The following is a 1,611-nucleotide window of genomic DNA, read 5'->3' on the forward strand; positions in this document are numbered from 1 at the left end:
GAAAATTGTATTTTTCCTGACTATTGTAAAATACTACATGATATCTGACTATAACTGGCATTGGTTATCAAAGACCTCATTTTCTCCTAAATTATACCATATATTATAGTTTTTTTACGGCACAATGCCGTTCTTAAAATTAAATTATAAAAAGTCTTGAAACCATTTGTAGAGGTTTAGTACACTATAGATATAAGTTAAATATTGCAAAGTATAAATTATTATGAAGAAAGTTAAATTAGAAGGTGAACTCTTGGAAGCAATTGCCGTTAATACATTTCAGAAACATTTATCTCTTAGTTATCATGATGAACGACGCACAATGATGCGTAAGTCCTATAATAGTCAGGAAGATTTAAACCTTAATGAAATGGATCTTGCAGAATATTCTAGCGTAACAGCTTCTCTGCACTATCATGACCATTATGAAATTTTAATTTACTTAGGTAACCAATGTCAGTTCATCGTGAACGATACGAGCTATACCCTATACAACGGGGATATCATGATTATCCCACCTAACGTACCTCACTTAATGTCAAGTGAAGAAGGAATCAATAACACACGTTACATCTGTATGGTACCTGAAAACCTATTGAATCAATATGCAATGGTAAATGAAAACCAAAGGGAAGATATTAATCAATTTTACAGTGAACCTGGCCACTATCGTTTAGATAAAGAAAATCTTGATAAAACTATCAATCACTTATCAAAAATCTTGACTTATAGTGACGAAGAAGTTGGCGATACAGCATTCGTGACTGCTTACCACCTATACCATTCATTGATGAATGTCTATCATGCGAAGAAAATCCCGTCTATGTCTGGTGATTATAAGGATGACAAACACTTTAGTCACATCATCTACTATATCGACCAACACTTTAAAGAATCTGACTTACAATTAGACCGGATTACACAAGTATTTGATATTTCACCCTATTATTTATCAAAATTATTCCGTAAAGAAATGAACCAAAATTTCCATGAATACTTAATTGAAAAACGTGCAGAATACGCGGCTCAATTAATCAATAATGTGAATAATAATAAGATGTCTTTACAGGATGTATCCATTGCATCAGGATTCGGTGATTATTCTACTTTCTACCGTTCATTCAAGAAAGTTTATAATACTTCCCCTAAAAAATATGCACAACAAAATACACAGTCTATTCTATAGTGGCCTTATAGACGAAATAGCAGAAGCACGATACCCTAGAATTTCAATGGACATCGTGCTTCTTTTTTATCATATTTTATTCAGGTTTATCATCTTCACCATTTCTTCGAAAATCTGAAATATCGTGAATATCCCCAGAATTCAAATGGTTATCCTCTTCACTATCAATATCTTCTTCATCAGCTTTACTGTATGATGGTTCTGCCTCAGGCATATCCAGATTATAGCGGTCATGAATATTTTGTGAAAACTCTTCATAAGAAATAACTTTAACAAACGAATCTGGGGTAAAGCGTGGTCGATATGCCTCCGGGAAATCATCAAATTCTGACATTGAGAATAAGAAGCTTTCTCTTTGTTCTGGTGTTAGTGTAGTAAAATAAGCTAATGGAATCATATCGTCCGTTAAACGTTTGTTTCGTAGA

1 protein-coding gene and 1 pseudogene are annotated in these 1,611 nt (G+C 33.0%); one reads left to right on the forward strand and one right to left on the reverse strand.

From position 1 onward, the window contains the following. The first annotated feature begins 223 nt into the window (after positions 1-223). A complete protein-coding gene (locus ACRCJ0_RS13695; RefSeq protein ID WP_419970917.1) occupies positions 224-1,186 on the forward strand; it encodes a helix-turn-helix domain-containing protein in 963 nt (320 codons plus the stop codon). 76 nt (positions 1,187-1,262) lie between these two features. Here the strand turns inward: ACRCJ0_RS13695 and ACRCJ0_RS13700 are convergent. Beyond that, positions 1,263-1,611, reverse strand: a pseudogene (locus ACRCJ0_RS13700) (hypothetical protein); the annotation flags it as partial.

The organism is Aerococcus sp. L_32 (assembly GCF_050689315.1).